This window comes from Flavobacteriales bacterium (assembly GCA_021296215.1).
GTDB lineage: Bacteria > Bacteroidota > Bacteroidia > Flavobacteriales > ECT2AJA-044 > ECT2AJA-044.
On the sequence record JAGWBA010000008.1, the window covers coordinates 22,980 to 48,974 of the forward strand.

At 51.0% G+C, this 25,995-nt stretch carries 24 protein-coding genes and 1 tRNA gene; 11 read left to right on the plus strand and 14 right to left on the minus strand.

Annotated elements, in window-relative coordinates:
- Nucleotides 1-10 precede the first annotated feature (10 nt).
- Nucleotides 11-1,003 (plus strand): tRNA dihydrouridine synthase DusB, encoded by a 993-nt coding sequence (gene dusB / locus J4F31_02380; protein MCE2495417.1) that lies wholly within the window; start codon nucleotides 11-13, stop codon nucleotides 1,001-1,003.
- A 72-nt stretch (nucleotides 1,004-1,075) separates the two neighbouring features.
- Here the strand turns inward: dusB and J4F31_02385 are convergent, their stop codons facing one another.
- The 7 genes from J4F31_02385 to J4F31_02415 form a co-directional block, all read right to left on the minus strand.
- Entirely contained in the window at nucleotides 1,076-1,543 is a 468-nt protein-coding gene (locus J4F31_02385) for a biopolymer transporter ExbD (protein ID MCE2495418.1), read from the minus strand.
- 10 nt (nucleotides 1,544-1,553) lie between these two features.
- Nucleotides 1,554-2,132, minus strand: coding sequence for a biopolymer transporter ExbD (locus J4F31_02390; GenBank protein ID MCE2495419.1), 579 nt, complete (start codon nucleotides 2,130-2,132; stop codon nucleotides 1,554-1,556).
- Nucleotides 2,133-2,142: 10 nt separating this feature from the next.
- The gene (locus J4F31_02395) at nucleotides 2,143-2,586 is read right to left on the minus strand and encodes a hypothetical protein (GenBank protein MCE2495420.1); all 444 of its coding nucleotides are present in this window, start codon (nucleotides 2,584-2,586) and stop codon (nucleotides 2,143-2,145) included.
- A gap of 8 nt (nucleotides 2,587-2,594) precedes the next feature.
- On the minus strand, nucleotides 2,595-3,449 hold the full coding sequence (locus J4F31_02400; GenBank protein MCE2495421.1) for a MotA/TolQ/ExbB proton channel family protein: 855 nt from the start codon (nucleotides 3,447-3,449) through the stop codon (nucleotides 2,595-2,597).
- 63 nt (nucleotides 3,450-3,512) lie between these two features.
- Nucleotides 3,513-3,600, minus strand: a tRNA-Ser gene (locus J4F31_02405).
- Nucleotides 3,601-3,738: 138 nt separating this feature from the next.
- Complete coding sequence (locus tag J4F31_02410; protein ID MCE2495422.1) at nucleotides 3,739-4,770, minus strand: asparaginase; 1,032 nt, start codon at nucleotides 4,768-4,770, stop codon at nucleotides 3,739-3,741.
- Nucleotides 4,767-5,537, minus strand: a complete 771-nt coding sequence (locus J4F31_02415; GenBank protein ID MCE2495423.1) for a TatD family hydrolase — start codon at nucleotides 5,535-5,537, stop codon at nucleotides 4,767-4,769. Before J4F31_02415 ends, J4F31_02410 begins: the two co-directional genes overlap by 4 nt.
- 28 nt (nucleotides 5,538-5,565) lie before the next feature.
- Between J4F31_02415 and J4F31_02420 the strand changes: the two genes are divergently transcribed.
- On the plus strand, nucleotides 5,566-6,549 hold the full coding sequence (locus J4F31_02420; protein ID MCE2495424.1) for a glycosyltransferase family 9 protein: 984 nt from the start codon (nucleotides 5,566-5,568) through the stop codon (nucleotides 6,547-6,549).
- A gap of 580 nt (nucleotides 6,550-7,129) precedes the next feature.
- Here J4F31_02420 and J4F31_02425 read toward each other — a convergent pair.
- From J4F31_02425 to J4F31_02445, 5 genes are read right to left on the minus strand one after another with little or no spacing between them, the layout of a single operon-like run.
- On the minus strand, nucleotides 7,130-7,657 hold the full coding sequence (locus J4F31_02425) for an acyl-CoA thioesterase (protein ID MCE2495425.1): 528 nt from the start codon (nucleotides 7,655-7,657) through the stop codon (nucleotides 7,130-7,132).
- A 45-nt stretch (nucleotides 7,658-7,702) separates the two neighbouring features.
- A complete protein-coding gene (locus tag J4F31_02430) occupies nucleotides 7,703-8,740 on the minus strand; it encodes an SPOR domain-containing protein (protein MCE2495426.1) in 1,038 nt (345 codons plus the stop codon).
- Nucleotides 8,741-8,751: 11 nt separating this feature from the next.
- Nucleotides 8,752-9,483 (minus strand): 3-deoxy-manno-octulosonate cytidylyltransferase, encoded by a 732-nt coding sequence (kdsB, locus tag J4F31_02435; protein MCE2495427.1) that lies wholly within the window; start codon nucleotides 9,481-9,483, stop codon nucleotides 8,752-8,754.
- Between the two features lie 16 nt (nucleotides 9,484-9,499).
- Nucleotides 9,500-10,894 carry a hypothetical protein gene (locus J4F31_02440; GenBank protein MCE2495428.1) on the minus strand — a complete coding sequence of 465 codons (1,395 nt, stop codon included), beginning with the start codon at nucleotides 10,892-10,894 and terminating at the stop codon, nucleotides 9,500-9,502.
- Nucleotides 10,887-11,438, minus strand: a complete 552-nt coding sequence (locus tag J4F31_02445; GenBank protein MCE2495429.1) for a sigma-70 family RNA polymerase sigma factor — start codon at nucleotides 11,436-11,438, stop codon at nucleotides 10,887-10,889. Before J4F31_02445 ends, J4F31_02440 begins: the two co-directional genes overlap by 8 nt.
- Nucleotides 11,439-11,528: 90 nt before the next feature.
- On the opposite strand from J4F31_02445, the gene J4F31_02450 reads away from it, so the two are divergent.
- The 3 genes from J4F31_02450 to J4F31_02460 are packed head-to-tail and all read left to right on the plus strand — an operon-like array spanning nucleotide 11,529 to nucleotide 14,781.
- Nucleotides 11,529-13,334: a T9SS type A sorting domain-containing protein gene (locus J4F31_02450; protein MCE2495430.1), complete on the plus strand. Its 1,806-nt coding sequence runs from the start codon at nucleotides 11,529-11,531 to the stop codon at nucleotides 13,332-13,334.
- A 16-nt stretch (nucleotides 13,335-13,350) separates the two neighbouring features.
- On the plus strand, nucleotides 13,351-13,968 hold the full coding sequence (locus J4F31_02455) for a hypothetical protein (protein MCE2495431.1): 618 nt from the start codon (nucleotides 13,351-13,353) through the stop codon (nucleotides 13,966-13,968).
- A gap of 36 nt (nucleotides 13,969-14,004) precedes the next feature.
- Complete coding sequence (locus J4F31_02460; protein MCE2495432.1) at nucleotides 14,005-14,781, plus strand: hypothetical protein; 777 nt, start codon at nucleotides 14,005-14,007, stop codon at nucleotides 14,779-14,781.
- A gap of 1 nt (nucleotide 14,782) precedes the next feature.
- On the opposite strand, the gene J4F31_02465 is transcribed toward J4F31_02460, so the two are convergent.
- Complete coding sequence (locus tag J4F31_02465) at nucleotides 14,783-16,126, minus strand: T9SS type A sorting domain-containing protein (GenBank protein MCE2495433.1); 1,344 nt, start codon at nucleotides 16,124-16,126, stop codon at nucleotides 14,783-14,785.
- Between the two features lie 48 nt (nucleotides 16,127-16,174).
- On the opposite strand from J4F31_02465, the gene J4F31_02470 reads away from it, so the two are divergent.
- From J4F31_02470 to J4F31_02490, 5 genes are all read left to right on the plus strand, one after another.
- Nucleotides 16,175-16,810: an RNA polymerase sigma-70 factor gene (locus tag J4F31_02470; protein ID MCE2495434.1), complete on the plus strand. Its 636-nt coding sequence runs from the start codon at nucleotides 16,175-16,177 to the stop codon at nucleotides 16,808-16,810.
- Nucleotides 16,791-17,819, plus strand: a complete 1,029-nt coding sequence (locus tag J4F31_02475; protein ID MCE2495435.1) for a FecR domain-containing protein — start codon at nucleotides 16,791-16,793, stop codon at nucleotides 17,817-17,819. Before J4F31_02470 ends, J4F31_02475 begins: the two co-directional genes overlap by 20 nt.
- 64 nt (nucleotides 17,820-17,883) lie before the next feature.
- Nucleotides 17,884-19,548 (plus strand): hypothetical protein, encoded by a 1,665-nt coding sequence (locus J4F31_02480; GenBank protein MCE2495436.1) that lies wholly within the window; start codon nucleotides 17,884-17,886, stop codon nucleotides 19,546-19,548.
- A gap of 94 nt (nucleotides 19,549-19,642) precedes the next feature.
- Nucleotides 19,643-21,283, plus strand: a complete 1,641-nt coding sequence (locus tag J4F31_02485; protein ID MCE2495437.1) for a TonB-dependent receptor — start codon at nucleotides 19,643-19,645, stop codon at nucleotides 21,281-21,283.
- A complete protein-coding gene (locus tag J4F31_02490; protein ID MCE2495438.1) occupies nucleotides 21,280-21,993 on the plus strand; it encodes a hypothetical protein in 714 nt (237 codons plus the stop codon). The genes J4F31_02485 and J4F31_02490 overlap by 4 nt, the downstream gene beginning before the upstream one ends.
- Before the next feature lie 171 nt (nucleotides 21,994-22,164).
- On the opposite strand, the gene J4F31_02495 is transcribed toward J4F31_02490, so the two are convergent.
- On the minus strand, nucleotides 22,165-25,071 hold the full coding sequence (locus J4F31_02495; protein MCE2495439.1) for a lamin tail domain-containing protein: 2,907 nt from the start codon (nucleotides 25,069-25,071) through the stop codon (nucleotides 22,165-22,167).
- A 150-nt stretch (nucleotides 25,072-25,221) separates the two neighbouring features.
- Here J4F31_02495 and J4F31_02500 point away from each other — a divergent pair, with 150 nt between their 5' ends.
- Nucleotides 25,222-25,989 carry an NUDIX hydrolase gene (locus tag J4F31_02500; GenBank protein ID MCE2495440.1) on the plus strand — a complete coding sequence of 256 codons (768 nt, stop codon included), beginning with the start codon at nucleotides 25,222-25,224 and terminating at the stop codon, nucleotides 25,987-25,989.
- Nucleotides 25,990-25,995 lie beyond the last annotated feature (6 nt).

The following is a 25,995-nucleotide window of genomic DNA, read 5'->3' on the forward strand; positions in this document are numbered from 1 at the left end:
TCGGACAGAGATGGTAAAGATCGCTGACATAAAATTAGGGGATTTCCCGCTGTTGCTCGCTCCCATGGAGGACGTGAGTGACCCGCCCTTTCGCGAGTTGTGTAAGGAGCAGGGAGCCGATCTCATGTACACGGAATTCATTTCGTCCGAAGGGCTTATTCGCGATGCGGCGAAGAGTCGCATGAAGCTCGATATTTTCGAGTATGAGCGTCCGGTCGGGATTCAGATCTTCGGAAACGAGATCGAATCGATGAAGGAATCAGCGGCCATTTGCGCTGAAGCGGGGCCCGATATCATCGACATCAACTACGGCTGCCCTGTCAAGAAGGTGGCGTGCAAAGGTGCCGGTGCGGGGATCTTACAAGATATCCCGAAGATGGTGCGCATGACCGAAGAGATCGTGAAGTCGACCGACTTGCCGGTAACCGTGAAGACCCGCCTCGGGTGGGATGAGAATTCAAAGCACATCGTCGAGGTGGCAGAGCGTTTGCAAGACGTGGGAATCAAGGCTATTTCGATCCATGGGCGCACGCGAAAGCAGATGTATAAAGGAGAGGCCGATTGGACCTTGATCGGCGCGGTAAAGGAAAACCCTCGCATGCATATTCCCGTATTCGGCAATGGAGATATCGATACACCGGAGAAGGCAGTAGAATGGAAGAATAAGTACGGCGTCGATGGCGTCATGATCGGTCGGGCGAGTATTGGTAACCCGTGGATCTTCCGCGACATCAAGCACTATATCGCCACTGGTGAGCTCCTGGATCCTCCCACCATTGAGGAGTGCTCCGAAATGGCGCGTAGACTACTTCAGAAGGCCGTTCAGTGGAAGGGAGAGCGTTTGGGTATCGTTGAGACTCGACGACACTACACGAACTATTTCAAGGGTATTCCCAACTTCAAAGACACTCGCTTGGCACTTTGCACTAGTGAGAGCTACGATGAGCTTATGGGCTTATTCGATCAGATTCCAGCCGAATTCGGCCAACACAGCTTCGCCTAAGACTACATTTTAGGACAAAAAAATCCCCGCACGTTCGTGCGAGGACTTTCGAATATTATAAAAGACGCAGATCTATTCTAGCGTACGGCGAGTAGCGTAGTTGATCTTGTAAGACTGAGCCTTACGCAATTCTTGCTTGATGTCCGTAATGATACCCATCTTTACATCGATATCCGCTTTAATGGAATTCACCAATCGCTTGGCTTCTTGCTCGGAGCGCGCTTCGCGTTCCTGAGCAACGAATTCCTGGATGTCGTCTACAGAAGCAAAAGCATCGTTGAGCTGAATGCGTGGCTCTTTACCGTACGTGGCGCGGATGCCCTGTAAGGGTTTACCCACGTAGATATAGCTAACGAGGCTCTTTTTCTGGATCTTTTGCACTTCTCCAGCTTCGGGCAGACTCACTTCGACAACGAGTTTTACCTCGCGCATAACCGTGGTTACCATGAAAAAGAAGAGCAGCATGAAAACGATATCCGGAAGGGATGCTGTTGAGATCCCGGGACTCTCTTTCGATTTTTGATCTTTAAACTTTGACATCTTCTAATGATTAGGATTCACCAACGTCTTTGGGTTCTGCTTCGGAGATCAATTTCGGATACATATCGTTGATCTCGTCTTGCTGTACATCGTTAAGGTCACCATATACCGCTCCGAACTTTTCCATACTCGCACGATCTCTCAACTCAGTATACGCTTGGGCCAATTGGTCCTGAACGGTAATATACATTTCGTATGAGGTTCCGCGGTCGTTTTGAAGCGAAACGATGGCCTTGCTGGGGTTATCCGATTTTTTCGGATTCCGAGCTCCTTGACAGTAGGTACAAGATCCATCGCCGTTATTGTCGATGAATTGCTTGGCCTTCTCTTTCAAGTTGTCGATATCAGTGGGCTCTTCATTGACCAATAATTGATCGTAAGCGTTCACCAACACGATGAAAAGGTTACGTTTATTCGCTTGGTCGAAGGGCGGAGGGGTGTTTTCGTCCGGCATTGGAGGCAGCTCACGGATGATACCCGTATCCACGTCCATTCTCGTCGTTACCAGGAAGAAGATCAACAGCAGAAAGGCGATGTCGGCCATCGATCCTGCGTTGATTTCAGGTACTCCTCTTTTCTTACGAGCCATAGTGCTTTAATTAACGGCGTACTATTGTTTTAAACGAAGAAATGACTACCGCAAGTACTGCGATACCCACAAGCAAGTAGAAAGTGATCAATCCCATACCTACTCGTTTAGAAGTAGTTTCGGTTACGCCCCCCACTTTGGTCATGGCCTCTGTCACGTTTCCGGAAGCCAATACATAGCCAATACCGAAGACAACGACCAAGGCGCCGATTCCGATGAGGGAATTCTTGGCCTTTTCAGGATGCGTAATCAAAAAGTAAACGGCAAAAATTACGGTGAGCAACGAGGCCAAACCTGCCGCGAAATATGCAATGTACATGAACGGATCGATCACGGCTGCCTGAATAGAGGCATCGTTATCGATGGCGTCATTTCCGTTGACCAAAGCCATGACAAAGAAGATGGCCGCCCCGACCATGAACACGTAACTTAAAATCTTTCCAACCTTTTCCATGGTGGATCTTATTTGGAGTTCTTCACTAGGATGTCGACCAAGCTGATAGAAGCATCTTCCATGCTGTTCACCAAGCTATCGACTTTGGCAACGATAATGTTGTAGAAAATCTGCAAGATGATCGCCGTGATCAAACCGAATACCGTGGTCAAAAGGGCCACTTTAATACCACGTGCAACGAGTGATGGTGAAATATCTCCGGCAGCTTCGATCGAGTCAAAGGCTTCGATCATACCGATTACCGTTCCCATGAACCCGAGCATCGGAGCCAGGGCGATAAAGAGAGAGATCCAAGAAATACCGCGCTCCAATAGACCCATCTGAACAGACCCGTAAGAGATCACAGACTTCTCGACCATGTCGATTCCTTCGTCGGAACGCTCCAAACCTTGGTAGAAGATACTTGCTACAGGGCCGCGAGTATTACGGCAAACTTCTTTCGCAGCTTCAACACCACCGCTTTTCAAAGCTTCCTCAACATCGGTAAGCAATTTGTTGGTGTTGGTAGTCGCAAGGTTCAAGTAGATGATACGCTCAATGGCGATCGCCAAACCGAGGATCAAACAAACCAAAACAATACCCATGAAAGTGGCACGACCCTCGATGAACTTTTGTTTAACAACTTGGTGGAATCCACGATCTTCTGCTGCGGCTTCCATCATTTCCTCATCTTGAGAGGCCTCTCCAGTTGCAGGAGCTTCTTCTTCTGCTTCTTCTTCCATCGCAGCAACTGAATCGGTGGCAGCAGAATCTGCCATCATTTCAGTGTTTTCGGTAGCAGTGCTGTCTTCTTGCGCATAAACGCCCACGGCGCCAAAGCTCAACAAACCTGCAATTGCCAGAAGTGATAACGCTTTTTTCATTTTGGCTTTTTGTTGGTTAGAAATATTAGGTTTCTAGTTTAAAAAATTACTTACTCATCTCAGCGGAGAGAGGGGGATTCGAACCCCCGATACTCGGTTAGAGTATACACACTTTCCAGGCGTGCGCCTTCAGCCACTCGGCCACCTCTCCTTGCACTGGCGTATTGCCCTTCTCCGTAGAGGTCGCCAAAATACAAAAAAATGGTTACTGCGAAAATTATCAAAAGGTTAACAGGGTGCTGAAAACCCGTATGACTATTGACACTGCGAATTCAGCTCCTCCTTTCGATCAGTCCGTCAGTTCGCCTCGAAGGCTTTTTTCAAATCGCTTCTTGAACGATCGTCCGTCCCAACCCTGTCCTAAAAGGTACATCGCCTTGGTGACAGCCGCTTCAAAAGTGAGATCCTTACCCGTTACCATTCCCAGGTCCAGCAAGGCCTCGCTCGATTCGTACCGCCCCATTTGCACGCGTCCACGAAGGCACTGTGTCACATTAACGAGATGCACGCCGTTTTCTTGTGCTTCGCGCAATGATTCAATAAATGGCTCCGCCGTTGGCGCATTTCCCGAACCAAAAGTTTCGATCACCGCGCACTTAAGTCCCGGGGTGTCCAGCATGTGCTTCAAATGCTTGGCCTGCATGCCCGGAAATAATTTTATTCCGATCACATTCGTGTCGAGATCGGTATGTAAATGCACCGGCAGTTTCGGTGCTTTCATCAAGTAGTTCTCCTCGAACTTGAGGTCGACCCCCGCTTCAGCCAAGGCCGGATAATTGGGCGAGTCGAAGGCCTCGAATCGCGATGCACTCTGTTTGGTAGTGCGGTTACCGCGGTATAAATGATACTCGAAGTAAATACATACCTCTTGAACCAATGGCTTTCCGCGAAACCCTTTCGCCGCTGCGATCTCAATACTCGTGATCAGGTTTTCCTTGGCATCGGTTCTGGTGATCCCTATAGGAAGCTGACTTCCGGTAAATACCGCGGGCTTGTTCAGGTGCTCGAACATAAAGCTCAATGCACTGGCGGTATACGCCATGGTATCCGATCCGTGCAACACCACGAACCCGTCGTAGTCATCGAGCCTATTGTAGATATCGATGGCCAATCGCGCCCAAACGGCAGGTTGCATGTTCGAAGAGTCGATGATCGGATCAAGCACCTCAAAATCGATGCTGCAACCAATGTGCTCCAGCTCCGGCAAGATCGCTTCCAAATCGCCAAAGTCGAAAGGCATCAACGCGGGCGAATTCGGACTCTTCACCATGCCAATGGTGCCGCCCGTGTAAAACAAGAGTATGCGCGGAGTCCTGCTCATACGCCGAATAATCGTTTACTGTTTTCCGTGGTGACCTCGGTCACTTCGCTCAAAGTTAGACCTTTTACTTCAGCCAATTTCTCCGCTACCAAAGCTACATAGGCCGATTCGTTCCGCTTGCCTCGATGCGGCGTCGGTGCTAAATACGGACTGTCGGTCTCCAAAACGATGTGCCCCATGGGTATTGCGCCTACGGCTTTGTCTACCCCGCTGTTCTTAAAGGTCAGCACCCCGCCCAAACCGAGCATCATGCCAAGTTCAACCGTCCGTTCGGCTTGTTCTTCGTTTCCCGTAAAGCAGTGCAAAACGCCGCGCAGCGTGCCGTCCTGAGTCTCTGCGAGCACCTCGAAGATCTCGTCGAACGAATCGCGACAGTGGATCACGATCGGCAAATCCAACTCCTTGGCCCAGCCGATTTGCCGTTTAAAGGCCTCTACCTGCCACGGCAAGGCGCTCTTGTTCCAGTACAAGTCAATGCCAATTTCACCGACCGCCACATACTTCGTATCGCCCCGCAATTCCTCTTCAATGGCATCGAGCGTTTCGCTCCAATTTTCCTGAACACTGCACGGGTGGAGTCCCATCATCGGCCATACCCGGGTTGGCCATCGGGCCGCGAGGCCCTTAACCGCATCTATAGAGGAGAGGTCGATATTCGGTAGAAAAAGGCGCTCAACCCCGGCGTCGATGGCGCGCTGCATCATGGCGTCGCGGTCGTCGTCGAAGACATCCAAATAAATATGCGTGTGCGTGTCGGTCAATGTCATGCCCCAAAATTAAGGTAAATTGGTCCCCGTGAAAATCCTCGTGGTCCGTTTTAGCAGTATCGGCGACATTGTCCTCACAACGCCGGTGATCCGCGCGCTCAAAAAGCAGCTCGGCGCCGAGGTGCATTACCTCACCAAAAAGGCCTTTACCCCCGTTTTGGTTGACAACCCGTACATCGATAAGCTCTGGACCATCGAAAAGGGTATCGATGAGGTGACTCAGGCCCTGCGGGCCGAAGCGTTCGATCGCGTCGTTGATCTTCACCACAATCTGCGTACGGCTCGGTTCAAAAAAGCGCTGGGCGTGCCGTCCACGGCCTTTAAGAAACACAACATCGAAAAGTGGCTTTACGTCAATTTTAAGTGGAACCTCATGCCCTGCGTGCACATCGTGGATCGGTATCTAGATGCCGCGAAACCGCTCGGAGTAAAAGATGACGGCCAGGGGCTCGATTATTTTCTCGGTCCCGATGACGCCCCCGATCGATCGCGCATTCCCGAAAGTCACCACTACGGATACATCGCCTTTGTGATCGGTGGTCAACACCCCGGCAAAATGCTGCCCGAACACAAGATCGCAGAGATTTGCCGAGGCGTAGAGCAGCCGGTGATGCTCTTGGGCGGACCCGAAGATGCCGACAAAGGCGAACGCATAGCCACCGAAGTGGGTGAGCAGGTTTTCAACGCGGCCGGAAAATTCAAGCTTAACGAGAGTGCTGCTTTGGTGCGCGATGCCGATGCCGTGATAACGCACGATACCGGGCTCATGCACATCGCTGCCGCCTTTCAAAAAAAGATCATCAGTATTTGGGGCGCTACGGTTCCCGAATTCGGGATGTATCCGTTTCGACCAGGAGCCGGAAGCGCACAAATCGAGCCGAAAGGCTCCCGGGATCGGCCGCATTCCAAGCTAGGCGACAATAAGTGGTATAAGCCCAATTTTAGGGGGATGGAGAAAGTATCGGTGGATGAAGTCTTAGCGGCTGTTCATGAACAGTCTAATGCTTATTGAGCGAACCTCAATAGGCATAGCTTTTCTCGTTATTTCCAAACCGGTTTTCGTTCATTTTTGCTTGACCAAAAACGAACCAAAAAGTCAAGTTGTCCCGCTATGCCGATTTCGCATTCGCGAAACCGCTCGTCATTTCGCTTCATGCTTTTATTCGCTTCGCGAATCGCAATTCCGCTACAAAAAGCTACTTTGATACATTGATCTTGAAACCACGGGGCGTGGCTGATCAAATCGAGGTTAATGGCAATTAAAGTCCCCCGCTGGCCTTAATCATAGTTATCGGGGGTTGGGGGTGCTATCCGAATCGCGCTACGCGCGAGTCAAGAACCATCAACTCCTTCAGGAAGTCACTCGCGACTGTGCCGCGAATTCACGTTGCTCAGGCAAAATCAACTCCTCTGATACCACCTTTAGCGGGTATCACTGCATTAGACATAAAACGATACCTCTTCTGCTGCACCGAAGTCCATTCGCTCTGCGAGCGAATAAAAGGCCATTGACTCTGACCGGAATTCACTCGCGGCATTGCCGCGAATTCACTCTGCGAAGTTTAGTTCACTTCCTTAGCTAAAGCAGGCCATTAAGAATTCCCCTCTGGTAAAAAGAGTGCTTTGAGCTCAGTTGCCTCCTCCGGATTCATTTTACCGCTCAAGATCAAACTCAACTGACGGCGGCGCAGGGCCCCATCGAAGCGCTGCTTTTCGATCTCGTTTTCGGGCTCCAACGGCGGAACTTGAATGGGGTTACCCAATTGATCCACGGCCACAAAGGTGTAAATGGCCTCATTGGCCTTGGTCTTTTTATCGGGGTTGTTGTTGTCCTCGACCCACACGTCGCAAAAGACCTCCATGGAGGAGCTGAATGCACGGCTCACCTTGGCCTCGAGGGTCACGATCGACCCCTGTGGAATGGCCATATTGAACGATACGTTGTTCACCGAAGCCGTCACCACGATGCGCTTGCAGTGGCGATGGGCCGAAATAGCACAGGCGATGTCCATCCAATGCAACAAGCGACCTCCCATCAAATTGTTGAGATTGTTGGTGTCGTTCGGAAGAACGATCTCGGTCAAAATAGCTAGGGAATCTTGCGGCGATCTGGCCTTCATAGCGTACGTGTTTCGGGCGCTCCGTTGCGCACCGCAAAAGTACGGCTATTTTTTCAGGAGCCAAGCCTCCGCACTGTGTTCGCGCTTGATGCGGGCTAGGGCTTCCAGCGCCTCGCGGCGCGATGCAAAACTCTCGTACGTCACAATGTGCAAGCCCGTGGCGGTGGTCCCAATGCGTTCCGCAGGAACTCCTTCAGCTCTCAATCGATGTAGTAGCTTTTCGGCATTCGATTCGTTCGAGAAACAGCCGGCAATAACGTGGAATGAAGAAGTGTTAGCAGTGTTATGAGTGCTAGCAGTGTTATTAGTGTTGGCTGTGGTATTGGTGGTTGAACGCTCTACCGGGTTAGGCACTTCGGGTTTTGGCTGGGCGTTTTCGTGCGCAATGGCCCACCAGTCGTCGGCCTTTGACTCTTCTAATGGAAGCAACACCTCTTCTTCGGTGCGCGGTTCGTAGAGTTCGGGTCCGGTCGCGGTAAAATTCAAGATTCCTGCATGTACACCTTCGGTTACAGCATCGCGCTGCCACCAACTCAGGGCTGCAATTCCGACCAAGGGAACCAAAACCGCCGCCGCTCGCCACCATCCGCGACGCGATGTCGACTGTGCAGAAGCCGGCAATACAGAATCTTCTTTATCCAAGGTCACCACCTTACGCTCCTGCCGCTGAATGGCCGGAGATCGCAAGACACTTAAACCGAACGAGTCGACCAAGTAGTTGATTTCGTTATGCGCTTTAAAGAGGATCTTGCCCTCCTCGCCCAATTGAAAAATACCAATGTGCTCCCAGTCCACGGCATGATGCAATTCGAGCTCACCACGCATTTCGCGGACGTTTTGCTCGATCAAGGTCAAGGCTTCATCGTAGCTGCAGCTTTCGCCAGCCGCTACCTCGTTGGCCAACAAGCCGTCGTTTTTGGTCAGCAGTTGATTGAAGGAGAGTGCCTTTGCGGGCGGATTCATAATATGCGTTACGGGGTGAATCCTGGCCGGGCGGTACGAACTCACCAACCCTCCCCATCCGGGAACGATGACACAGTCGAACCGATACAACAATTTACCTACGTAATCTTCTACCTTCATCAAGTACTAAATTAAGCTTTTTCGCCAAAATGGGCTTCGACCCTCGCCAAGTCTTCCGGCGTATCGATCGCCCAAGTCTCTTGATCGGTCTCCGCGCAGTAGATCCGATAGCCATTCTCGAGCCAGCGAAGCTGCTCCAGACTCTCGGCCCGCTCTAACGGCGAGGGCGGCAAAGCTACCAGTTTTTCTAAAACGCGCAAACGATAGGCGTACAAGCCCACGTGTTGCCAGTGGTCCACCGACTCATTCGCATTCCGAATGAACGGGATACACGAACGGCTGAAATAGAGGGCTTCACCACTCAGCGCCCGCGCTACTTTAGGCGTATTCGGATTATCTAGAACTGAAGGATTCGTAACCCGACGCACCAGCGTTCCGATCTCCACTGACTCGTCTTCAAAAAGGTTGAGCACGGCTTCGATCTGCTCCGGCGCAATGAACGGCTCGTCGACCTGCACATTGATGACCACGTCTGGCGGAGCCAAGTTCAAACCCCGAACGGCCTCGCCAATGCGATCCGTGCCGCTCGTATGTTCTTCGGAAGTCATTTGGGCCTCGCGGCCCGATGCGCGAACAGCCTCGTAAATTCGGCTGTCGTCCGTGGCGACCAACACGTGGGGAACGGCCAACAGAGCCTGTTCCACGACCCTCAGGATCATGGCCTTTCCGAGCACATTGGCCAGGGGCTTTCCCGGAAATCTGGAGCTCTCATATCGGGCAGGGATAACGACTACGGCACGCATGGTGCTAAGTTACATTTTACAGTCGATAGGAAACACCAGCCGCGAGTCCGACCGAGTAAGGCTTGAAATAAGTGTTGTCGATGGCCGATTGAAGCCCGTACCGCACTTGGGGTCCGGCGGTTAGACTCACATTCGAACTCAATTGATAAGCGAGCTCGACACCTCCGACGGCACTCCATATAAAGTCGCGCGCACCTTCCGTAGTTCCGATCACCACGTCGTTATTGGAGGCGGAATATACCTGATTGTTCGTCAAAAAGTTTCCGGCGACACCGCCTTCGATACCGACCTTGAACTTTCCGTTACCGATGAGGTAGGTAGCCGTGAGCGGTACTTCGAGGTAGTTGAATTGCTGGTCTACCGGCGATTTGATCACTTCACCGTCAACGGTTTCGAATGATGTGCTTTCCGACAACGACCCGGCATCGATCAATGTCGTGGCAATTTCTCCGGCGGTGGACGAAACTATAAGCGTGGGCGTTGAGTTCGTAGCTACCGGACTCGAATAGCGGAAACTAGCATCGGCCTGCTGACCCATTTGGTGGTAGTTGATCCCCGAGGCAAATTGCCACCTGGGGTTGTTTTGATACGCGATCTCTATTCCACCCGACCATCCCCACAAAGGAGCGTCGGTGGTCGATTCGGCATTGGATGCCGTGGCCGGTGTATTGCCTGGTATCGGCGAAGGACTAGCATCACGAGCTTCCCTGAAGGCGATCACAGGGGCGCCTTCAACCGCGATGCTCCACGGCGAGCAGCCTTTGCATTTAATGGGACCGAGTTGATCCGGAATTGCCGGCTCCAATCGGGCCACTTGAACCCGCTCGAGAAGGATAGGGGATTCCTCTCCAATTTCATCTAGATCGGTCGGCAAAACGACCGAATTCGCAGCCAATACCTTGGATGCGTCGTTGTTCCATTCGGGCTGCAAGCGCACCTCGTTCGATTTTGTACCACTTACGACACTTTCTTCATACTGACTCGCCGCAGGCGAATTCACTTGGCCTTTGGCCAACAATATATTGCTCGCCGTAGGCGAATTGTCTCGGACTCCGTCCGAATTGTCTTGGCCTTTGGCCAAACCGACTCCGGCCTCGCCGGAACTTCCTCGGCCCTCGGTCGAATTGACTCCGTCTTCGCTGGAACTGCCTCGGCCCTCGGCCGAATTGCCGTAGTTTTCAGCCAACGCTCCCGGGGCCTCAGAATGGTTCCCGAAGTAATAGCCCGTTCCGAAGGCCGAGACCACGATCGCCACACTGGCTGCAATGCGCATCCGGAAGGCGGTTTTACGGCGGCTCGATCGGTCGAGACCGGCATCCAAAGCATCCCACATTCCTTCGGGGGCCTTAGAAGTATACTGGCGGGCCGATTCGCCAAACAATTCGTCTATGTTGTAATCGTAGTTAGCCATTACTCCAGATTTTGGTGCCGTACCGAGCCAATACCTTTTCCTGTAGAATGGCCCGCGCGCGGGAGAGGTTCGATTTGCTCGTTCCGGTGCTGATGCCGAGCAAGTCCGCGATCTCTTTGTGTTTGTAGCCTTCTATCGCGTAGAGATTAAAAATCATCCGATACTGGGGGGGCAACTCGTGCACCAAGGCCAGTAGTTCATCTGCATCGATCTGTGGCGATATATTATCGTGTGACAACCTTTCATTATATAAATGGCCGTCGTTCACATCGAAGGTCCAGCGGCGACGGCGGTGGCGTTCAAGGGCCAGATTGATGAAGATCCGGCGCATCCATCCTTCGCATTTTTCGTGATCCGACAGCAGATCGATCTTTTTGAATACGATCATGAACCCCTCTTGAAGAATATCCTCCGCCTCGTGCACATCCGATGCGTAGTACCGGCAAGTACCCATCATGCTGTCCGCAAAGCGCATATACAGAGCTTTTTGAGCTCCGCGCTTTTTCTTCTTACAGGCGCGCACTATGGATACGAGTTCGGTCACTATTACTAATACTAAGACGGTTGTTTTTATGAAATGGTTGCTTCGGTATTAACGCAACCTTTCACTTTGTTCTTTCATCCTTAAGATATCATGAAAAGAATTCTCTACTCATTTATTCTCTTGTTCTCCGTCTCGGCCGTCTTTGCCCAGGCAAACTTGTACGAGCAGCTGCTTGAAGTCAATGCCGAATGGCAGCATCGTCCCGTTGCTCAAGAGCTCTACGAAGCACAAGCACCGGAGCAGCTCAATGATCGTGAGGCGATCGCCCGACACCTCGAGGCCATTCAAGGGTTTCTACTTACACATCGGCCCGTAGGGCTAAATCCACAACAATTGGAACGTAGAGAGGCCTTACTCGAGACCTTGACGCCATATTACACCGAGGATTGGTTCCCGGTGAATGACGTGCTGCCCATGCGACGACCCATATTTATTGATCAATACGATCACTTTTGTGCGGTGGGTTACCTCATGAAAGAAAGTGGTTACGAGTCATTGGCGCGTCGCATTTCCGAAGAAATGAATTACGCTTACGTGCGTGAGATGGAATGGCCGGAGATCGGGGAATGGGCCGAGTGGGCCGGATTCACGCCCGAAGAGCTCGCCTGGATACAGCCCCCGTATCCGCCTACGGGATACTTCATTAGCTCCTTGGGTCAAGGCACCAACGGGAATGTGCTTGCTATTGAAGAAACTGATGCGGGCGGAGTTATGGTCGGCGGTAGCTTCACTCAAGTCGACGGTTCCATTTCGGCCAACTACATAGCCGAATGGCGTCCCGGATTCGCCGGCTTCCACTGGGTTGATTTGCAGTGCCCGCTGAACAGTCCGGTGAAGGATATTCTTCGGGTGGGAACTACTTACTACGTGGCCGGGGACTTCTCGATGCACGGAAATTCGAGCTCGGTATATATGTACAGTGAAAATAATGGCTGGGAACCCTTTGGTCAACTCAATGGCCAGGTGGAGCAGCTGATCGAGTACCAGGATACCTTGTACGCGGTCGGACTCTTCGGTTGGTCGCCCCTAGGTATTTCGTATGGCGTGGCCGTTTGGATCGGCAACGGCTGGATGATGATAGGCGGTGTACACGGAAAGGTGAATGCCGCCGTTGAGTTCAACGATGAGCTATACATTGGAGTAGATTTCAACGATGCCGGGAGCCATGTAAAGAAGTACGACGGAATACAATTTTCGATTCCGGGAAATACCCCCATTGCCGCTCCGGTGAACGATTTTGCCGTGTACGGCGGTCAACTGTATGCCGCGGGTGATTTCTTTGACCCGTATACGGCCGATACCTTTGGGATTGCCCGATGGAGCAATGGTGATTGGGAAAACCTCTTTTGGGCGACCAACTTCGTCGCCGAGGGCAACGACTCTTCGTTTTACGAGTTAGAGGTCTTTCACGACCATTTGGTTTTGGGCGGGTCGTTCAACTACAACCCTATCGTGGGCATCTTAGGGCGAAATCTGGCCGTGTTCAATGACGATTTCGACAGCTTCAGCGGCTTGTCACTGGTGAATGAACCGGTTTACGCACTGAAGGAAACATTTAACACCTCGCTTTATTTCGGCGGTGAATTTACCATGGCCAATAGCTCGAACATCAACCACATTGGAGTGAGTGATTTCGGGTTGGTCGGGATCGACGAGAACGAACGGGTTCAACTGACCTTGTATCCGAATCCGACCGCGGAGTCGCTCCGCATCGATTGGCCCGAAGCGATCAGGTCAGCCGAGGTGCTTATACGCGATATTCAGGGAAAAGTGGTGATGCGGACCAAGCTGGATCGCGATCAGACCTTGTCGGTGGCGAATTTGGCCAGCGGGAGCTACACACTCGAATTCAGGTCCGATAATGGCGGCTGGAACGGAACCTTTGTTAAACGGTAAACAGATCAATGCGAAGATGAAAAAACTAATGATCGCGGCAGTCGCGCTTCTTGCCGCAGGCAATAGCTACGCTCAAACTGAATGGACGGTCGGACTTCAGAACCGATTTAATTTTGCGAAGTCGCAGGGTTACTGGGAAGAACAGAAGCTCAGGCTCGAGTCGGTCGATACTTGGGTCTTCGGCGAGTTAAAGACCAACGGACTGCGTTTTCGACTAGGTCCGAGTTATATGCGGACCGACATGGGTGAGCAGTTGTTCGGGTTTTGTGCAACGCGGCCGCTCACCACGTACACCATGATCGATCACCGGCTCGGGTACCGGTTGGCCGCCGGTCGGGAATTCTCGCTCGGGAAGGCCGGGTCGCTCACTTTGTGGGCCGAGATGCAGCAGTACTGGTTGGTCGATGTGCCGAGTCCGTACGGAAATGACGTGATCATGATCATGATCTTGCCTGAAGACCCCACGCAGCAGACTTATTTTGGCACTTCGATCGGCGTCGAATACAACAAGGTCTTCTTTGAGCACTTGCTCATTGGGGCGGGAGTTAACGGGACCTATGTACATAGCCCAACCGATGGGCGAATGAGTCCGTTCAAAATTGGGGGGTCACTCGCAATAAGTTACAGATTTTAGCGTTTAATGGTGTAATTTCGAATCAAATTTTAAACCATGAAGAAAGGTTTTTTCACGCTAGTGCTCTTTGTTTCGGCCACGGCGTTTTCGGTTGCTCAAGATGTGCTCGTTCTCGAGGATGGCAATCGATTGGAAGTTATTCTGGAGATCATTACGGACGATGAGATCCGCTACCGCCGGTTCGAGAATCCGGCCGGGCCGCTTTTTACCAAGAGCCGCAAATCCGTGACCCGGATCGAGTATGAAAATGGCACGGTTGAGCAGTACGGTACTTCAAAGGCCGTGCTCGAGATCACGCAGCGCAACTTGGTTGGATACAACTATTTTGACTTGGTGACCTTGAATTTTTCGATGGCTTATGAGCGCTTGCTCGGTGAAGACCAGAACGTTTCGCTCTACGTTCCTGTTCGCGTCGGTTTCGCCCAAGGAGCCAGCTATGTGGAAGATCCGAACGTATTCGGCATTGGTGCCGGATTCATGGTTTATCCATTTGGTCAGCGTAAGATCTCGTATTACACCGGGCCGCTCGTGACCTACAGCATCCGCGATACCTACGTATACATGTACTACGACGACGAGGCAACGGAGTCGTGGATCAATAAGTCGTACAACGAGAACCACAACTTTTTCGGTACCTATGTCGTCAACGGCATGAAACTGAATTTCAACGACCGTCTCGGCTTGAACTTCAACTTAGGCCTCGGATTCTTGATGGACATGGACTACGAACAGCCCGAGAACTATTACGATTACTGGAGCTACGAAACGCGCTTCCACGGCAACGGCGAAATCAGCCTGTTCTATCGATTCTAAGCTATTTCACGATCCATTTTATGGCCCTACGGGCCGATGCACTACGCACGTCGACCAAGTAGATCCCGGCTGGCAATTCGCCAGGAAGGGTCATTTGGTCGATTTGTTGTATTTGGGTGCTATACATGATGCATCCTTGTAGGTCGACCACGCGTACCACGGCCTTTTCAACCGTGCTGCCGAAGTTCAACACGGCACCGTGTTGAGATGGATTCGGCGATACCGACCATCGGGCCGCGAGGCCCTCATCCAGACCAAAACCCGTAACCGTAACACACGCCGTAGTATCCTGGCAACCATCGTCCGTAATGATGCAGGCGTAGTCGCCGGATTGTGCCGGCGTGTAGCTTTGCCCCGTACCGAGCTGCTGGCCCGTGGTACAGTTGATCCATTGGTACAACAATGCACCGCTGTGCGCGCAGGTGAGCTGGGTGCCCGATTGATTCACCGTTAGGTCAAAATCGATGATGGTGAGTTCGAGTGACACGATACTGTCGCATCCCGCATTGGAATTTAGCGAATCGGTATAGGTTCCGGACGCCGTGTATGTTTGTCCGCCCGCGGTTGTATAGGTAAAGCAGGCCTCAACGGTATCGGCTGCGTACGTGGCTCCGTTTCCGGTTACGAAATTCGACGCCGTTCCGGTCATTGAAAATCCGCTGTACGTTCCGTTTTGATTTCCTTTGCTGTCGATCGCCGTAGTGATGGAGGTGTTCGACTGGCCGGGGGTGCCCTCCTCGAATTCGTATAGGAGCTCCAAGTTGGGGGAGTTGATATCGACTTGACAGTTACCGTAAAGAGCGGCTACTTCGGCGGCCGTAAGTGCGCGACTCCAAAGTGCGGCATCATCGAATTTCCCGACGGTCCAAAAGGGCGGTCCGAATTGCGTTTTTCCGATCTCAAAGGCCACGTTTGCGTTGGAAATGGTTCCGGAAGCGGGGGTGGTACCCACGCTAACGCCGTTATGGAATACTTCCGTTTGGCTCCCATTGAAGGTAAAAACGAAATGGTTCCAGGCGTTCATCACCAGGCCGTTATACACGATGTCGTAATTGATACCGCTGTTGTTTCGAAAACGGCACTCGACATTGGTTGCGGTGAGTTGAAGCAAGTAGAAATCGAAGGTCGACTCGGATCGAAATCCCGCGAATCCGTCGAAATCGGGAAATCCGGGATTCGGATTGGTCGGGTATACCCAGAACGACATCGAAATATTTTGCCCGACGAAGTGGGCCGAGGCGTTGGGTACGGTCATCACGTCATCGGTACCGTCACAGGCGATACCGGTTTGTGCGTACGTCGAAAGAGAAACGACTACGACAAGGGAGAGTAAAATTTTCTTCATGGTTAATGCTTAGGTTCGGTCAAGGTAAGAATTAATTATTTTCGTCGTATGTCCGACCCCTCTTTTCAGGACCTATGGCCGCGCATCCAGCAGGGTGACGAATCGGCATTTGAAACGGTTTTCCGCACTCACTATGCGGACTTGTGCCGTTTTGCTCATCGCTACACGCGGGATACGGACCAGAGTGAGGATTTGGTTCAGGATGTGTTCTTCAAGGTTTGGAAATCGGCTTCGAGCATAGAGCTTCGCACGGCCATTAAACCGTATTTGTATCAATCGGTCCGCAACGCATGTCTGAATCACATCAAGCACATGAACGTTCGCGCGGCTTATGCCGATACGCATCCGGCCATTGAAGGAGAGGAAGATCATTCAGCTGAAGTGAATGAACTGGAGTGCCGAATTGACGGAGCCATCTCCAAGCTTCCGGAAAAATGTAGAGAAGTTTTTGAGTTGAGTCGATTTGGAGGGTTAAAGTACCAGCAGATCGCCGAGGAGCTCGGAATTTCGGTCAAAACCGTTGAAAATCAGATGGGAAGGCCTTCGTGTTTTGCGCGAAGAGCTGTCCGATTGTATGCCGCTGTTGCTCGTTGGAGCGACCGGGGTCATCTATTTGATCGTTCAGATAGGGGTAGAAGTTCACCGGGTTGTCATATAAGTGAAGATGTCGCACGAAGGAGCTGAAAATATCATGTACGATCTCGTGGCCAAGCAATTGGCGGGCGAGACCACCGGTGCCGAAGATCGGGAGATCGCGTTGTGGGTGGAGGTCTCGGAGGAAAATGTCCGAGCCTACGAGCATTTTCGGCAGATGTGGGATGCTTCGAAAACAAGTGATTGGCAACCCAATGTTGATAGGGCCTGGGCTCGAATGAGAACTCGGATGCACAGCGATGAGCCTCCGGTGATCAAGATCGAGCGCCGAAGTAACAAGGTGAGGACCTTGCCGATGTGGCGTATTGCCGCGGCGGTAGTGGTACTTTTTGCTACGGTTTGGTTCGTACGCGACGCATTGCGGAGCCGGCCTGCCGATTATCACGACTGGTCCAAGCAGGTGTCCGCAGTGGACTCGGTACGATTTGAGTCGTTGAAAGACGGTTCGGAGATGGCGATGAAACCATCGGCAAAATTGTATGTGGCCAATGATTTTGGCCGCCGAGAACGCGCAGTGGTCCTCGAAGGAGAGGCTCGTTTTACGGTAGCGAAGAATCCGGAAAAGCCATTCCGCGTTCAGGCTGCTGAGCTGACCATTGAAGTGTTGGGGACGGAGTTCATCGTGAATTCTTATCCCGACTCGAGCTTTGTGTCGGTGGCGGTCTCCGAGGGATTGGTTGCTGTGATGAGTTCGCGTGACACGCTCCGGTTGACCCCTGGAGATGCCGTGCGATTCGATCGTGGTACCGGGGTTATTGTGCCTCAGCGGCAGAAGCCCGATGCCTTCTTCCGGAGTAACCGCTCACTTGATTTTCGACGTACACCACTCGATGAGGTCGTTGCGACCCTTAATCGCAATTATCAATCGAACCTCGTTTTGGCGAATCCGCTGCTGGCCAATTGCCGACTCACTGCGAATTTCAACGATCAACAGATCGCAGATATCGTAGAAGTATTAGCAGCTACGCTAAATCTCGAGGTGCGCAAAGAAACGACAACATGGATCATCGAAGGAGCGGGTTGCTCGCCGGAATTGTAATTGGACTACTATTTGTAGTTTTTTTACTAGATCAGCTTTTGGGCAGGATTTGCTCAACAAAAGGGTGAGCGTTCGGTACGAGAATGTGGTACTGGAAAACGCCCTCGACAATTTGAGTCAGGAAGTTGATTTCAGACTCTCCTATAGTCCTTCCCGGGTCGATGTCGACCGAGTGATCACCTATTCGGCTTATGAAGAGCGGCTGAAAGTGGTTATCCGGGATATGGTCGGACGCGAATACGAAGTTCTGCGTCGCGGAAGGTTCGTAGTGATCGTACCGGCGAGTGAGGCGCCCATAGCTTCCGCTGTAGCAATCGATGGTCAAATCGTGGATGCCTCGACGGGGCAAGCACTTACCGGAGCCACGATCTACCGGGTCGATGATCTGCGCAATGTGGCTGCCTCGAGTGGCGACGGAACCTATGCATTGAACGTAGACTCACCCGACAGCACCGTTTTTGTGGCGGTGAGCAAGCGGAACTATCGCGATACCGTGATCGCGGTAAATGTACGTGAACTGCAGACCTTGAACGTATCACTGACTCCGGACAGTGCTCAGCCCGTAACCTACTCACGGGTCGATAGCATGGAGTTGGTGAAGTGGTTTAGACCTGCGATCGACTGGAGTTTTCTGGAGAACGTGAACTTCGATCAGATCCAAACGGCACAACGCTCCTTTGTACCGGGGCTCAGTACCAACGGTCGTTTGAGTGGCGAGATCGTAAATAACCTCAGTTTTAACGTGTTGGCAGGATACACGGGCGGTACTCGAGGGTTTGAGTTGGGAGGATTGCTCAATATTAATCGGCACGATATGTACGGGGCGCAAATTAGCGGTATCGGCAACGTGGTCGGCAACAGAACTACGGGTGTTCAGATCGGTGGCATCTACAACCGGACGGATAGCCTAAGTGGTGTTCAGGTAGGAGGGATCTTCAACAAGGTGGATCATGCCTTGGCTTTTCAGGTTGGAGGTATTGCCAACGTTACCGAAGACTTTATGGGGCTTCAAATCGGAGGAATCTCGAAAGTATCTAAAGAGGTCAGGGGAGCGCAGATCTCCGGGATCTCCAACATGAGCTACAACAAAATGCACGGAGTTCAGATCGCGGGAATCGTGAACCAAACCTATGGCGAGTTCAAAGGAGCTCAGATCGGCCTGGTGAATGTGTCGGAGAATTTGACCGGTTTTCAGCTTGGCTTGGTGAACGTTGTCAACAGTCTCCACAGCGGTGCGGCCTTTGGCCTGTTCACCTTCATCAAGAACGGCATTCACACCCTCGATGTCCAGTACAACGAATGGAATCAGCTCGGGGTGCGATTCGTTACGGGAACCAAACCCCTTTACAACATCTTCAGATTGGGCTACCGGCTCAATGGTCAGCAACCGCAGTGGACTGTTGGATATGGTTTGGGGAGCCAGTGGCATTTCAACGATTGGGTATTCATCAATTTCGAAGCCGTGGGTAACGCCATGACTACGAATAACCGTTGGAGCGGAAACATCAACGCCATGGGCGATTTCAGTATAAACCTGGGCGTGGAATTCGCAGACCACCTGAGCATTTACGGCGGTCCGGTGCTCCATACCTACGTGACCGATTATCTGAATCACGAAACGGGTGAATACGGGAACCCGGAAGTCCCCAGCAACGCGATATTTGAATACAACGGTCAGGGAATCGTGACCACCGGCTGGATCGGTTGGAACGTGGGCGTGCGGTTTTGACCATCGGCCCGTAGGGCCATAAAAAACCAACCGGGCATAGGGGTAGAACGCCGCGAGGTTGTCCTAGCTATAGAAAACCAAAAACTATAGCGCAATGACAACAAAGAAACACTTAACGCTTGCCTTTTTCATTTTATTGATTTTTTCGGCCTACGGCCAGATGGTCACCCAACAGATCGTAGGGACCGTCACGGACCCCGGCGCACAACAGCCCCTTGTAGGCGCCAATGTGGTGCTGACGTCGGTGGATCCACCGCGCGGTGCGGTGACCGATGCATCGGGCCGTTTTACCTTGGCTGATGTACCCGTGGGTCGCCATACCGTCGAGATCTCCTTTATCGGATATGGAACCAAGGTGGTTCCGAATGTGATCGTGACTTCCGGAAACGCGGTTCGTTTAGATGTTGCGCTGGTCGAGTCGGCCGAGGTATTGGGAGAGGTTGAACTGACCACCCGGACCTCGGCTGAACGGCCTACCGATGAAATGGTCATGGTGAGTGGCCGGGTCATTACTGTTGAGGAAACGAAACGAATTGCGGGAGCCATCGACGATTCGGCTCGGATGGTCACATCTTTCGCGGGGGTCACTTCGGGTGCCGAGGGTAACAACGACATCATAGTGAGAGGGAATTCACCAAAGGGAGTCTTGTGGCGTCTTGAAGGTGTGGAGATCTTTAATCCGAATCACTTCGCCGACGAGGGGTATACTGGCGGGCCCATCAACGCTTTGAATAGTCAGGTGCTCGGAACGTCCAATTTTTACACAGGGGCATTTGCGCCGCGGTACGGAAATGCCCTGAGTGGGGTCATGGACATGACACTGAGGAATCCGACCGTGGAAGACCGCCAGTATTCGGCCACCTTGAGTGTGTTGGGTACGGATTTGACCGCTGAGGGTCCTTTTAACATGGGTGGACAGGCGAGTTACTTGGTCAATTATCGTTATTCGACCTTGGCTTTGATCAGCAATTTAGGATTCCTGGATTTTGGAGGAATTCCCGAGTATCAGGATGCTGCCTTCAAAGTGAACTTGCCTTTGAATGAGCATCATGCCGTGAGTTTGTTTGGTATGGGTGGTTACAGTCACATTGAGCAACTTGGATATTCCGATGAAGCTGAGACTGAGGAGTCTTGGAGTTCGTACATGACCTCCAAGATGAGGGTAATAGGTGTTAACCATACGTGGGTTACCGGAGATCGCGGATATTTTAAGAACACTTTGGCGGTAACCGGTCGTGAACAGTCCGACGACTATCAGGAGCAATGGGACGATATTTACGGATTGGACCTGCTTTACCAGAGCGAAATACACAAGTACAACATCATTGGCCAAAGTATTTACCATCACAAGTTCGATGCCGGCAGCAAATTACAGGACGGGGCTAGGTATACTAAGATGCACTACGGTTTGCCGTCCGACTATTTTGATGAGGACACCGATCTGCTCGAGCCGACATTGAGGTCGAATGGTGAATCGGCTTCTATGCAGGCCTTTGTGGGTTGGAAAAAGCAATGGGGAGCACGTTGGGAGACTGTAGTTGGCATGCATGCTTTGTACTTCGATTTGAACCAGTCTATTTCTCCTGAACCTCGTGCAAGTGTATCGTACCTCGAGAATGACAATCGCCAATGGAGTTTTGGCGCCGGGGTACACTCGCGTTTGGAGACCGTGAGCATGTATTTAGCGGAGGAAGTGCAGCCAGATGGCAGTACGGTAAGGCCAATGAAAACTTGAAGCCGACCAAAAGTGCACATTTCGTTTTGGGTTTGGAGCAACGTTTGGGCGACCATTCGCATCTTACTGCTGAAGTGTATTACCAGAATCTATTTGAAGTGCCCGGTGGAGGGGCCGATGATCCGGAGTATTCCTTGTTGAACAGTTGGGGGTGGTTTTCGATCGTTGACATGGAGAACAACGGTACGGGGCGCAACTACGGTCTCGACGTTAGTTTGCGACGTGATTTCGTTGGCGATTACTACTACATGGCTACTGCTTCGCTTTATCGATCCTTTTTTACGCCGTTTGATGGTGTTGAACGGAATACGGTCTTCGATGGACAGTTCACTTTTAATGTGTTGGGTGGAAAGGAATTGCGATTGGACAAAGAAGAGAAGCACCGCACGCTATTCGTGAATACGAAGATCGCCTTGACGGGAGGTCAGTGGTATAAACCGGTCGATTTGGAGGCGAGCATCGCAGAGGATGGAACGGTTTGGTCGGATGATGACTACAGTGCTAAAGGAGATGCCGTATTCAAATGGGATTTGGCCGTGGGTGTTCGCCGGTCGTATGCGAAGTGGAGTTCAGAGTTCAAGATCGATGTGCAGAACGTGACTGCAAATGAAGCGGTCGTCTACGAATACTACAACAGCGATACGCAAAGTATAGAGTATGGGTACCAATTTCCGTTGTTGCCCGTTGTTTCATATAAAGTCAGTTGGTAATGGAAAACTACATGAAAACCGCGCGCTTTCAATGGTGCGCACCTGAATTCGAATCGGAGTTAGAAGAATACGCGGCATCGGACGATGTTGAGATAGAAGAATAACACAAAGGCCCGGCTGATAGCCGGGCCTTTGTTCAGAAACTCTACACTAAGTCTGGGTCTATGACTTTTACTCCTGAATGATAAGTTGCTCAACTTGGTAGTCTGAAGCAGATTCGATCGCTACAGTGTACCATCCGGCCGTGAGGCCGTAAACATCCAAAGTTACCTCGGTGTCGTTCGCTGAGGTAGTCCACACCTGAACGATACGGCCTTGGGCATCAATGATTCGGATCGTGCGTTCTGCTGCCGAATTCCAAGTCAAGGTCACTTGATCCTTGGTTGGGTTCGGGAACATATTGAATGCACCCTCCTCTTCTTCGAGTCCGATAAAACATGCGCCACATTCATTCCAGCAAACTACTGGCATGGTCATGTCCGCTGAAGGTAATTCGAGCATACGGTTGATGAAGGTGTTTCCACCGTCTATCGTCGTCAAGGTACAAGGAGCACCATCGGTCAAACTTTCCTGATCTGTCCAACCGTCAACGGTGTATTTCCACTCGATAGTATCGCCAGGAATGATGCTCGTGAACGAAACGGTGATCTCGTAAACGTTATCATTATTAGCATCGGTCATGGTTGCACAACCTCCGCACCATCCGTTGAAGGTACCGTTGATATTTACATCAGTATATGCACCTCCTGTATAACCGTCCATATCGACCCGGAAGGTGATATCAACGTTAATCGGGTTAGCTGGGCAGGCAGAACAGCTTGCATAGCAAACAACCGGAATGATTTGGTCACCCTGTACATCGAGATAGCGGTTAGTGAAACCACCGTTGGTTACCACACATGACATACCTGGGGTAAGAGTCTCATCCGTAGCCCAGTTGTCGATGCTGTATTTGAATTCGATAGGTCCGTTAGGAATATCAGTTATGGTCAACTCCCAAACGCCATCTCCATTCGAGTCAGACATTTGCGCGCAATCACCACACCAGTTATTGAAGGTACCGCTTACGTTCACGTACCCGAACGCAGAGCCGTAGGCGTTCATATCGACTTGGAAGGTAATATCGCTTGTCAATGCGCCTACGTCAACAGTTACATCGTCGATGGCAACACCGTCCGCCCAGTTTCCCGGACCACTGTCGTCGTGCTTGAAGACGAATACCACAGAATCTGATCCGGCCGTGGCACTTACGTCCAGGGACATGCTTTCCCATGCACCTGATGTAAGGGTCTCTGACATGGAGTCGAGGAACATGAGCGGGCCTCCGTTCATCGAATACCAGACAGTACCGTACGAGCCGTACTCTTGGTTGTTGAAGTATTCAAAGCTCAATTCGAGTGATTGTCCTGCGTAATTCGTTAAATCGAATTGTGGAGTGCGCAAGAGGTCGTTGCTCATGTCGCAGTTACACGCATTGTCATTGCTAGCCATGAAGTTCGTGTGGGCCGGGAAGGTCAAGAACGCAGAGCTCAAGGAGGTGGCATCACCGTGGAGGAATCCGACCGATCCGGCATTTTGTGTGGTATCCCAACACGCCGGGAAACCATTTTCAAAGTCTTCTGTAAATGGAAGCATGCTGATCACACAAGGATTCGCGAGGCAGCTGCTCGTGTGCATTCCATAGTCGGTATATGTGTCTTGTGGATAAACATCCCACTGAGTCGCGCCTACGGCCCAGTCAGTTTCGCCCATATCGACACTTGTCATACGCACGAGCGTGTGGTTGGCGGTACTTCCCGACCCAACAGGCCAATCGCTTCCGGGGTCTACCATGGGTACACCGATGATATCAAGTGTATCGGATCCTTTGACGAGCAAAACAGCATCATCACCATTGAAGTGAACTACGCTTGGAAAAGCGAGTAAAGTGTCGGCTACGCCGGTAAGTGCAGCCACTGCTTGGTCGTTCACCATATTGTACGTCCCGTTAGCTGGGATCATTCCGGTTGGCTGGAAAGGGTTGATAAATGATCCACCATTCGTGATTTGGTAGACCATGTAGTTCGAGAGGTCTATAGGACTTCCCGTAGGATTATAAATCTCCAGAGCTTTGTTGTTACTCGAACCCTCTATGTATTCAGAGAAGAACAAGTCGCCACAAGGTGAAGGCGTATAAGGTGGAGCCGCCATCATGACATTATCACAGTAGTACGTCTTATCGCCTGCGGTAGCGCCGTCTACTCCAAAGTTGAAGAAGATCGAAAGCTTGTCGTAGGTATTGTTGTAATCAATGGCTGCCGTACCCGATGATTGGTTGGTAAAATCGAAAGTCAGGGTTTCCCATGCGTTGGAAGTAGTCGTCATTGCATCTGTTTCAACGCTGATTCCAGCATTAGAAGCATCCTCAGCTTTTAGTCGAACCACGATACCTGAATCAGGGGAATAGACCATTGCGGTCATTTCACTCGTTGCTGGTGTGAAAGGGACAGGGTTTGCAAAGCCACCCGGGTCACCAAAAGTAACACCGGCCCACAACTGCGATCCGACTGGTTTATTTGCCATCAACACCATGTTAGAACCTCCCGCAGGATCAGCAACAACTGAAGTTAATAGTCCTCCAAACGGTGTGACGATATTGCTCACCATCGGATCGTCAAGTGTAACCGGAAGGTCTATTTGATCTTGGATAGGGCTTGGGCACGCCGAACATGAATTGTAGCAGACAACATCCAAGACAGTATCGACCGCAGAAATCAGGCTTCTGTTCGTAAAACCACTATTTGTAACTGTACACGGTTCGCCCGGAGGAAATTCTTCTTGGAAGGTCCAGCCGTCCAAGGTGAATTTATACTCAATAGTGTCATCTGCAATCGGGAGAACAGCTTCCCAAATTCCATCACCATTTGTATCAGAAAGCGGATTTGCCGTTCCCGCCCAAAAATTAAACGTACCGTTTACATATACGGTGCCATACGCCCCGTAGTACTGATTCATATCTACCTTAAACGTCACGTTGTGTGTCGTTTGAGCTAGAAGTAAACCAGGAACGAAAAGGACAAAAAGTAGTATTCTCTTCATAAGATTTAGGTTTTCAATTACTTACTCAGTGGGTGTTAGGGATAGTGAATTTATAAAAACTTATGGTATTATTCACCAAAAGTTCCTACATTTCCAACTCCATTCGATTTTTTTTACCCCCTTAAGATAGTGTTCTTTAAGATATAAAGTGTGTCTGATACAATTAAAAAAAGCGATGCTATCGCAAACGTAGGCCCCAAAAAAATACTTGAGGAGTATAATATTTACTCCATACCGATTGAGGACTTCTTTCAAACTGCGTTTTCTGTTGATTGTGCGGTATACGGATTTGACAACGAAGACCTTAAAGTGTTGCTCATTCAGCGTGATGCCGAACCCTATAAGGATGCATGGGCGCTTCCGGGGGATCTCGTTTATCCGAATGAGGATCTGGGTGCCGGTGCGAATAGAGTATTGAGTGATCTAACAGGACTCCGTAATATTTATATGGAGCAAGCACGTACCTTCGGTCAGCTGAATCGCCATCCGCTTGGCCGAGTGATCACGATTGCGTATTACGCCCTTGTGAACATAAATTACTACAACCCAAAGAGTTCATCTTGGGCAAAGAACGCGCATTGGCATTCGCTTGAAGATCTACCTCAACTCGCCTTTGACCATGGAGAGATCATTTGTAAAACCCTAGAGACATTAAGAGCCAAGGTGAGGCATCAGCCTGTGGGCTTTGAATTATTGCCACGTACTTTTCCTTTAGGAGCTTTGCAAAGGCTATATGAAGTTTTGCTGAACAAGAAATTCGATAAAGCAAACTTTCGCAAGAAGATTCTTTCGATGAATCTGCTCGTAGATACTGGGAAAACGGAGCAAGATGTTCCTCATCGTCCGGGCCGCTTGTACTCTTTTGACAAGGAACGTTACGACGAGCTCATTGCGAAGGGCTTTTCATTCGAGTTATAAGGAGGC

Excerpts from the sequence above, each read along its gene's own strand:
- J4F31_02495 (MCE2495439.1), bottom strand. The coding sequence starts at position 25,071 with ATGAAGAGAATACTACTTTTTGTCCTTTTCGTTCCTGGTTTACTTCTA.
- J4F31_02430 (MCE2495426.1), bottom strand. The coding sequence starts at position 8,740 with ATGAAGGTAGAAGATTACGTAGGTAAATTGTTGTATCGGTTCGACTGT.
- dusB (MCE2495417.1), top strand. The coding sequence starts at position 11 with ATGGTAAAGATCGCTGACATAAAATTAGGGGATTTCCCGCTGTTGCTC.
- J4F31_02460 (MCE2495432.1), top strand. The coding sequence starts at position 14,005 with ATGAAGAAAGGTTTTTTCACGCTAGTGCTCTTTGTTTCGGCCACGGCG.
- J4F31_02485 (MCE2495437.1), top strand. The coding sequence starts at position 19,643 with ATGACAACAAAGAAACACTTAACGCTTGCCTTTTTCATTTTATTGATT.
- J4F31_02470 (MCE2495434.1), top strand. The coding sequence starts at position 16,175 with ATGTCCGACCCCTCTTTTCAGGACCTATGGCCGCGCATCCAGCAGGGT.
- J4F31_02450 (MCE2495430.1), top strand. The coding sequence starts at position 11,529 with ATGAAAAGAATTCTCTACTCATTTATTCTCTTGTTCTCCGTCTCGGCC.
- J4F31_02475 (MCE2495435.1), top strand. The coding sequence starts at position 16,791 with ATGTCGCACGAAGGAGCTGAAAATATCATGTACGATCTCGTGGCCAAG.
- J4F31_02390 (MCE2495419.1), bottom strand. The coding sequence starts at position 2,132 with ATGGCTCGTAAGAAAAGAGGAGTACCTGAAATCAACGCAGGATCGATG.
- J4F31_02395 (MCE2495420.1), bottom strand. The coding sequence starts at position 2,586 with ATGGAAAAGGTTGGAAAGATTTTAAGTTACGTGTTCATGGTCGGGGCG.
- J4F31_02385 (MCE2495418.1), bottom strand. The coding sequence starts at position 1,543 with ATGTCAAAGTTTAAAGATCAAAAATCGAAAGAGAGTCCCGGGATCTCA.
- J4F31_02465 (MCE2495433.1), bottom strand. The coding sequence starts at position 16,126 with ATGAAGAAAATTTTACTCTCCCTTGTCGTAGTCGTTTCTCTTTCGACG.
- J4F31_02415 (MCE2495423.1), bottom strand. The coding sequence starts at position 5,537 with ATGACATTGACCGACACGCACACGCATATTTATTTGGATGTCTTCGAC.
- J4F31_02425 (MCE2495425.1), bottom strand. The coding sequence starts at position 7,657 with ATGAAGGCCAGATCGCCGCAAGATTCCCTAGCTATTTTGACCGAGATC.
- kdsB (MCE2495427.1), bottom strand. The coding sequence starts at position 9,483 with ATGCGTGCCGTAGTCGTTATCCCTGCCCGATATGAGAGCTCCAGATTT.
- J4F31_02455 (MCE2495431.1), top strand. The coding sequence starts at position 13,351 with ATGAAAAAACTAATGATCGCGGCAGTCGCGCTTCTTGCCGCAGGCAAT.
- J4F31_02410 (MCE2495422.1), bottom strand. The coding sequence starts at position 4,770 with ATGAGCAGGACTCCGCGCATACTCTTGTTTTACACGGGCGGCACCATT.
- J4F31_02400 (MCE2495421.1), bottom strand. The coding sequence starts at position 3,449 with ATGAAAAAAGCGTTATCACTTCTGGCAATTGCAGGTTTGTTGAGCTTT.
- J4F31_02440 (MCE2495428.1), bottom strand. The coding sequence starts at position 10,894 with ATGGCTAACTACGATTACAACATAGACGAATTGTTTGGCGAATCGGCC.